Below are 8513 nucleotides of genomic sequence, written 5' to 3' on the forward strand. Positions count from 1 at the left end.
TATGCAAGCGCTTATGGGAATTGACATTGGGACATCGGGCTGTAAGGCACTGTTGCTGGATGCTCAGGGGGTGATGATTGCGGCCGCTACGGCAACTTATCCATTACTCCAGCCCCGACCGGGCTGGACGGAGCAGGACCCGGAGTGTTGGATCGAGGGGGCGCGTCAGGCGGTGGCCGGTGCGCTGGCTAAAGCGCCACAGGTCGAATTACTGTGCATAGGACTTTCGGGGCAAATGCACGGGTTGGTGCCACTGGATGCCGCGCATCGGGTCCTGCGTCCGGCGATCCTCTGGAACGATCAGCGTAATAGCGCCGAGTGCGATCAAATAACCGAGCTCGCGGGCGGCGTCAAAAACTTACTGGCCGCGACCAACAACCAAATGCTGGTGGGGTACACCGGAGGCAAGATTTTGTGGATGCAAAACCATGAGCCGGAACTCTACGCCCGTATGACTACTATTCTGAATCCGAAAGATTATTTGCGCTACAGGTTAACGGGTGAGCTGGTGACGGAAGTCTCGGATGCCTCTGGCACGGGATTGTTTGACGTGCGTAAGCGCCAGTGGGCGAGCGGGCTGATTGATCGGGTGGGCATTGATGCTGACTTATTACCGCCGGTGTTCGAATCTCAGGTTATTTCCGGCCGCGTTTCGGCTATCGGTGCGGAACTGTTTGGCCTGCCGGAAGGCACGCCGGTGGTGGGCGGCGGCGGTGATGCGGTGGTGCAGACCCTGGGGTCTGGAGTCATTGCTCCTGGAGAATTACAAACGACTATCGGCACCGCCGGAGTTCTGGCAGCTGCGCTGGACGCTCCACAAGAAAACCCCGATGGACGTCTACAGGTTTTCTGCAATGTCGCCGCTAACAAATGGCACTGCATGGGCGTTTCGCTGAATGCGGGCGGAGCGATGCGCTGGTTTCGCGACACTTTTTGCGTCGGCGTTGACGGCAGCGTTCCTTCCTTCGAACAGCTCGCTGCCGAGGCCGAAAACAGCCCGCCGGGTTGCAGGGGAGTGATGTTCCTGCCTTATCTCAATGGCCAGCGCTGCCCGAACCCGGACCCAACGGCACGCGGGGCGTTTGTCGGTCTTGCTGCCAGCCATAACCGGCAGGATGTCGCGCGCGCCGTGATGGAGGGGGTGATCCATGCTCTGGCCGATATGCACTCGCTAATGAAGACGATGGGCATCGGCGGGAAAGTGATAAAAGCATCGGGCGGCGGCGCGCGTTCACGACTCTGGCGACAAATGCAGGCGGATATCTTTGGCTGTGAGGTGATTACCACCGAAGGCGCGGCGGAAGGGGCCGCATTTGGCGCCGCGTTGATTGCCGGCGTGGCCGTCGGCATTTGGCCGGATGCGGAAAGCGCGGCGCGTAGCTGCCGCAGCATCACGCAGGAGCATCCTGACAGGGCCACCGCCGAAATTTTTGCTCGGTCGCAGCACATTTACCGTATTCTTTATCCGGCGCTGAGAGAGGCATTCTCAGAACTTAGCGCGCCAATTTTTGTTAAGTAATGACCAGGAGTCTGTTATGTCTGCCTTTTCTGCACTCATTTTCGATCTCGATGGGACGCTAATCGACAGTGCACCTGATATAGCCAAGGCTCTGAATGTCGGGTTCAAATTGAATGGTTGGCCCGAACTGGATAGCGCTTACGCAGAGAAATTTATCGGTAACGGCCCGCGTCGTTTAATCATTGATATTCTGGATGATTTGGCGATCGACTATGACGAAGCGACGGTGCAGCGCGCTTTTGACGGCTATCTCCGGGCTTATATGGCCGATCCGGCCGGGCAGACGCGTTTTTTCTCGTATGTTCGTGAGGATTTAGCGGCTCTGCGTGCATCAGGTATTCGCCTCGGCATTTGTACCAATAAAAACCATGAGGTCACGCAAAAAGTCCTCGACCAGCTGGGTTTATCCACGCTGTTTGAGGTGGCCCTCGGCGCGGATGCGGTTCCGGCCTGCAAGCCGGACCCTGGGCATCTGCTGGCGGTGGCGAAATCCATGGCGCTGGAGAGGGGGAGCTGGGCCTATGTCGGCGATACGCGCGTTGATCATCAGACGGCGCAGGCGGCGGGCGTCCCGTTTTTTGTCGTGCCCTGGGGCGGTGGCGCCGGGGTCGATATTGCGCCGGAACACCGGTTGCGCCGCCTGGCGGACTTGCTGGAAAAATAAATAAAATAGAATAAAGTCATGGAGATAGTATGACTGTCAGTTTATTGCAACGGATTCTGGATGAGAGTAAAGAGCTGCCGCGGGCAGAACGACGCGTGGCTAATTTTGTCGCGACGTCACCGTCAAAAGTGTTGCAGATGAGCATGGCTCGCCTGTCGGAAACCTGTTCGGTGAGTGACCCGACGGTTATCCGTTTTTGCCGCCGTTTCGGCTTTGACAGTTACCAGGCGCTCAAGCTTCATTTAGTGCAGAGCCTGGTGCCAGCAGCGCCTTTTGCCTACGAGCAAATTGTCCCGGATGACGGCGTCGACAATATTGTCAGAAAGACCTGCCGCAACTCACTGAATGCGATTCAGCGGCTGGCCGAGGATTTGACGCCTGAACAGATAGCCGAAGGGGCACATTACCTTCAGGCGGCGAGCTGGGTGGGGATTTACGCGATGGGGATTTCCGAGGTTAACGCGCTGGATGCGGAGCATAAATTCCAGCGGCTGGGGATGCGCTGTCAGGCGTTGCTGGGCACCCGGCGTCAGGAAATGCACGCGGAGAGTGCCAAATCGGGAGAGGTGGCACTGATTTATTCGCAATCGGGCCACACCAGACAGCTGGTTGAGGTGGCCGCCGCCGCCCGGCGGGGTGGCGCTAAAGTGATTTCCATCGCTGCGGGCGACAGCCCTTTAGCGCGGATGTCCGATGTGGTGATTGCCGTCAAACCTTATGAGCACACGGAACTGATGACGCCGCTGGCTTCAAGGTTAAATCATCATCTGGTCACCAATATGTTAGTGACCGCCATAGCCATTGCCAGCGGCAGCCAGTTCCCCGATCAGCTGACCGCGCTTGACTCATGGCGAACCGACAAAATTGATCCTAAAGACCCGCGGTGAAGACCGCGCAACAGGGGCAGACAATGAGCAATCAACAGAATGAAGCGAAAAAGGTGGCCGCGCGGCGGGTTATTCAGGAGTTTGTGCGCAATGGTATGAAGCTGGGACTGGGTTCCGGCACCACCTCCCACTTTTTTGTTCGTGAGCTGGGCAAACACGTTGCCGATGGCATGAAGTTGACCTGTACCACCACATCCCGCTCGACCATTGAGGTTGCGCGGGAAGTGGGCATCGCAATCACCGATCCCAATGAGATAGGTGAAATTGACCTCACCATTGACGGCCCGGATGAAATCGATCGTCAATTCAACATGATCAAAGGCGGCGGGGCCTGCCTTCTGTGGGAAAAGATCGTGGCGCATGCTTCCAGACGCATGATCTGTATCTGTGACGAAAGCAAAATTGTCGACTGTCTGGGGCAGTTTCCGCTGCCGGTTGAGGTTGTGCAATTTGCCTGGAAACAAACGGAGCGGCAGGTTAAGCGCATAATAAGCGAGCACGGTATTCACAATATCTCTGTTGTTCGCCGTATGCGTGATGATAAGCCGGTGGTCACTGACAGTGGTAATTATATTCTGGATTGTCATTGCGGAGCCGTTATTGCAAATCCGGCGCCGCTGGAAACCGAACTTAATCGAATTCCAGGCGTAGTTGAAAATGGTTTATTTACGCGTGAAGCCGCGGGAATGGTCGTGGGATGTTTTGATGGCAGTTCTTACCTTCGTACCCGCTAAACAGTCTCCACTGATTACAGAGTAAAGATCTAACAAAACTATTCAGGATTTATAACGCACCAGAATATGCTGGAGATAATCCCATGAAAAAAGAAAAATTGGCTGGAATAAGTCGGCGTGGCTTACTGGTTGGCAGCGCCGCGCTCAGTATTAATATGATGCTGGGAAAAAGCGTCTGGGCGCAGGATCGCCTTGCCATTCCTTTTTCAAACAAAAGTTTAGATTATTATTTTTTTGTGATTGAAGAAGAGGCGGTAAAGCGGGCGGTGAAATCCCGCTCCGGGGAATTTCAGGCAACCAATGCGAATTTCGATAATTCCCGCCAGCTGGAACAGTGGCAGAGCCTGATGCTGTCCCGACCCTCTGCGATTATTTCAGATCCGATAGACAGCCAGGCGATCGTTTCTGCGATCCGGCGCTATAACCGGCAGAAGATCCCGGTTGCTATCATTGATACGCCAGCGGACGGCGGCGACGTTGCCATAACCGTCAGCTTTGATAATCTTCAGGGCGGCGTGATGGCGGCGGAAGAAATTGTCAAACGGCTGGTGCAGAAATATGGCAGCCCTAAAGGCACTGTCCTGAACTGCTATGGCGCGCTGTCATCGGTCGCATGGCGTCTGCGCAAGGAGGGTATGGATTCCGTTTTTAAAAAATACCCGGAAATAACCTATCTGACGCGTCCGACCGACGGCCTGTTAGAAAATATGTTATCAGTCACCATTTCTACCCTGTCTGAATATCCAAATCTGGATGCGGTGCATTCGCCTTCGGATTCTCCCTCGCGCGGAATAGCGACGGCTTTACAGCAAAAAGGACGCTGGAAAAAGGTCGGCGAAGAGGGGCATGTGATCTTTATTAATATCGATGGCGAGCCCGTTGCGCTTAAATGGATTCAGGATGGATATATGGACGCCTGTATTTCTCAGGACCCGGTAGCTTATGGCGAAATTGCCGTAGAGATGTTGGTGAATCATGCGTTAAAAGGTCAGGCTGTTCCGCTCGGCGATTATAAAAATAAAAAGTATTTCTGGGAGGAAGGGAAAATCGTTAACGGAAAAACAGGGCCCGCGCTGATTATTCCCCCTTTTATCATTGACAGCAAAAATGCCAGCGATCGCCGCCACTGGGGTTACATTGCGGAAAAAGGCTGGGGTATTCCCTATACCTGATAATTTCACCTTCCCCTGAAGGGTATCAGAGTGCAAGAGCGCTCTGAGGGTGATCGCATGAGATGATGAGAGAAGCGTTATGACACTAGCAAATAACAGCCAGGCCGCGGCGGCTGACGATCGGATTTTACGGATCGAGAATGTAGTAAAGCGTTACGGCGTTGTTCAGGCCCTGCGTGGCGTAACGATGTCTGTCAGACGCGGAACCATTCATGGATTGCTGGGGGAGAATGGCGCGGGGAAATCAACGCTGGTGGGCATTATATCGGGCCAGGTAAGGCCGACTTCAGGGCAGATATTTATGGACGGTCAGCCTTTGGCGCAGGTGGATGTCAAGGCCATGGAACAGGCTGGCGTCTTCCTGGTGACGCAGGAACCGATGATTATCGATAATATGACCGCTGCGGAAAATTTGATGCTGGGGATCTGGCCGACCAGGCATGGACTTGTTGACTGGAAGGCCCTACAGACCGATGCGCAGCGGATGCTGAAGGGCTCTGATATTGATGCCAACGCCCTGGCGGGCCAGCTGGATGCGGTGGCGCGGCGGAAGTTGAATATCCTCCGCGCGATGTTTTCCGGCGGCAAGGTGATCATCCTGGATGAACCGACCGCCGCGCTGACGGTTACCGATCGCCAGCAACTCTTCGACTTTATGCGCAGACTGAAGGCCGGGGGCGTCACCTTCATCTTTATCTCGCATTACAACGACGAAATACTGGAGATCTGCGACTCGGTCACCGTATTGCGCGACGGCAATCTGGCGGGGAACACCGACAACGTCGGTACGTTGACCTCAATGCAGCTGACGGAGTTAGTGATTGGGCGCGGAGTCGAGCTTTTTCAACGCAGACGACGTGAACATACTGGCAAAACACCGGCTGTTTCTTTGAGCAATGTGCAGGGGAAATCGCTGTTCCTGGAGCGTTTCGATATTGCGCCCGGTGAAGTCGTCGGTTTTACCGGTTTACCCGGCGCTGGCGCGAAGGAAACCGCGCGCGCCATTTTCGGCCTGCATTCAGCCAGCGGAACCCTCTCCCTCAACGGCGGAGCGTCCGTGCCGCTGCCTGACAAACCCCGCACCGCTTTTGATACCGGCATTGCCTATCTTTCTGACGATCGGCGGAGAGATGGTGCCGTTGGCCCCATGTCTATTGGTGAAAATATCGCGCTTTCCTCTTTACCGACGCGGTCGACATTAGGATTTATTGACAGCAAGGATGAGGCCTCGGTTATTGAATATTACTTCACCACCATCGGCGTAAAGGCCCCCAGCGCTGATTATGCGGTAGACACCCTCAGCGGCGGCAACCAGCAGAAGGTCTGCCTGGGACGCGTGCTGGCGACTAAACCGCGCCTGCTGATTGTTGACGAACCGACGCGAGGTATCGACGTCGGCGTCAAACAGGATGTTCTGCGCATTATCGACGAACTCAGCGATACCGGCGTCGCGGTGATCATCGTCTCCACCGACATGGATGAACTGGTACGCGCGGTCGATCGGGTCTGCATTTTCGAGCAGGGCATCATCAAAGAAACACTGGCCGGTGATGAGATCACCGTTGAGCGTCTGCGCGCTTCTGTGCAGGCATAACACCCTAACCGGATAAGACAACGGGGAGTGACGGGCTATGAGTAATGCAACCAGGGTCAGCAATGGGGTCGTTCCCACGGCAGCTAAAATGAACCACCAACCCTTATTGAAATGGGTTTTATACAACATCGTCTGGATATGGTTGATTGCCCTGGTGGCGATCTTCGGCGCGTTTAATGAATATTTCCTGACGGTGACCAATCTACAAAATGTGATGGTGCAGGCAACGGTGCTGGGCACATTGGGCCTGGCGGTGGCATTGCCGCTGCTGGTCGCCGAAATCGATCTCTCCATTCCGGCCAACGCGGGGTTTTCGGCGGCCGTTGGCGCACTGGCCTATTCAGACCTCGGGCTGCCGTGGTTTTTAGCCGCGGGTATTGGCCTGCTGGTAGGGACTGGCATCGGTTTCTTCAACGGCTGGTGCATTACCCGGCTGAAAATGGTTTCGCTGATTGAAACGCTGGCGATGATGATCATTCTTCAGGGCGCGCTGCTGGCGCTGACGCAGGGAAAAACCCTCACCAACCTGTCTGAGGGTTACATCTGGATCGGGCAGGCGACGGTGGGGGGATGGCCGCTAATGCCGATCGTTTTTGTCGTCGCTCTCGTGGCGATCGGGATCGTATTAAAAAATACGGTATTGGGACGCTCCATCTATGCGGTGGGCGGCAACGCGGTTGCCTCCAATTCGGCCGGCATCCGCGTCCAGCGGGTAAAGATCATTACCTATACCCTCTCAGGATTTCTGGCCGCGCTGGCGGGTTTCTTGTTAGCGTCCTGGCAAATGGCGATCACCTCAAATCAGGGATCAAGCTATCTGCTGTATGCCATCGCCGCGCCGATCATTGGCGGCGTCAGCGTTTTCGGCGGGCGGGGCAAGGTGAAAGGCGTATTGGGTGGCGTGTTGCTGCTGACCGTCATTCAGGTGGGCCTTGCGATCGTCAACGTCCCCTCATTTTATGTCGGTATGATTGGCGGGGTGATGATATTTATCGCCGTTGCCATTGATGCCTTCCGGGTTCGCTATTTCGGTTAACTTCACTCCAGGAGCGCGCAATGTCATTTACTCCCCACGGCAAACATATTATTGCTGGCGAATATTTCGCGACGGACACGACATTTACCAATAACCCGGTTGATCGTCCGGCCTCACGCTTTTTTGTCGGCACGCCCGAGCTGGTCGATCGTGCCTGTCAGGCGGCGGAAGCGGCATTCTGGCACTACGGCTATTCATCGCGGGAGGAACGCGCGGCATTTCTTAACGCCATCGCTGATGAAATAGAAGCGCGGGCAGACGCTATCACCCATGTCGGCTCGCAGGAAACCGGGTTACCGGAAGCGCGTCTTCAGGGGGAGCGAGGGCGCACGGTTGGACAACTGCGGCTGTTTGCTTCGCATATTCTGGCTGGGGACTATCTCGATCGCCGACACGATCGCGCCTTGCCCGATCGCCAGCCTTTACCGCGTCCCGACATTCGCCTGATGCAGCGTCCGGTTGGCCCGGTAGCGGTGTTCGGCGCCTCCAATTTCCCGCTGGCATTTTCAACCGCCGGTGGCGATACGGCATCGGCACTGGCGGCAGGTTGCCCGGTGGTGGTGAAAGGGCATGAAGCGCACCCTGCAACTAGTGAAATTGTCGCGGAGGCCATCCGGGCGGCAGCCTTGAAATGCGGCGTTCATCCCGGGGTGTTCAGCCTTATCCACGGCGGCAATATTGCCGTGGGCAAGGCGCTTGTCGAACATCCCCTGATTAAAGCCGTTGGCTTCACCGGATCGCTGGCGGCTGGGCGAGCGCTGTTCAATCTGTGCGCGGCACGGTCGGAACCTGTTCCCTTCTACGGTGAGTTAGGATCGATTAATCCGATGTTCCTGCTGCCGCAGGCCGTCAGCGCGCGCGGTGAACGGCTTGCCCGGGACTGGGTGGGATCGTTAACGGCGGGGGG

Annotated in this window: 8 protein-coding genes; all 8 read left to right on the plus strand. The window is 55.9% G+C overall.

The genetic code is table 11. From position 1 onward, the window contains the following. The first annotated feature begins 1 nt into the window (after position 1). The gene (gene xylB / locus NG99_RS01850; RefSeq protein WP_034887779.1) at positions 2-1519 is read left to right on the plus strand and encodes a xylulokinase; all 1518 of its coding nucleotides are present in this window, start codon (positions 2-4) and stop codon (positions 1517-1519) included. 16 nt (positions 1520-1535) lie between these two features. Beyond that, positions 1536-2183, plus strand: coding sequence for an HAD family hydrolase (locus tag NG99_RS01855; RefSeq protein ID WP_034887782.1), 648 nt, complete (start codon positions 1536-1538; stop codon positions 2181-2183). Between the two features lie 29 nt (positions 2184-2212). Then, on the plus strand, positions 2213-3070 hold the full coding sequence (locus NG99_RS01860) for a MurR/RpiR family transcriptional regulator (protein ID WP_034887784.1): 858 nt from the start codon (positions 2213-2215) through the stop codon (positions 3068-3070). A gap of 23 nt (positions 3071-3093) precedes the next feature. Further along, positions 3094-3804, plus strand: a complete 711-nt coding sequence (gene rpiA / locus NG99_RS01865) for a ribose 5-phosphate isomerase A (RefSeq protein ID WP_034887786.1) — start codon at positions 3094-3096, stop codon at positions 3802-3804. Positions 3805-3887: 83 nt separating this feature from the next. Next, positions 3888-4976 (plus strand): sugar ABC transporter substrate-binding protein, encoded by a 1089-nt coding sequence (locus NG99_RS01870; RefSeq protein ID WP_034887789.1) that lies wholly within the window; start codon positions 3888-3890, stop codon positions 4974-4976. A gap of 79 nt (positions 4977-5055) precedes the next feature. After that, positions 5056-6570: a sugar ABC transporter ATP-binding protein gene (locus NG99_RS01875; protein ID WP_034887791.1), complete on the plus strand. Its 1515-nt coding sequence runs from the start codon at positions 5056-5058 to the stop codon at positions 6568-6570. A 37-nt stretch (positions 6571-6607) separates the two neighbouring features. Further along, on the plus strand, positions 6608-7606 hold the full coding sequence (locus tag NG99_RS01880; protein ID WP_034887793.1) for an ABC transporter permease: 999 nt from the start codon (positions 6608-6610) through the stop codon (positions 7604-7606). 20 nt (positions 7607-7626) lie between these two features. After that, positions 7627-8513 (plus strand): aldehyde dehydrogenase family protein (locus NG99_RS01885; RefSeq protein ID WP_034887796.1); only part of this gene is annotated, 887 nt, incomplete at its 3' end.

Source organism: Erwinia typographi (genome assembly GCF_000773975.1).
GTDB lineage: Bacteria > Pseudomonadota > Gammaproteobacteria > Enterobacterales > Enterobacteriaceae > Erwinia > Erwinia typographi.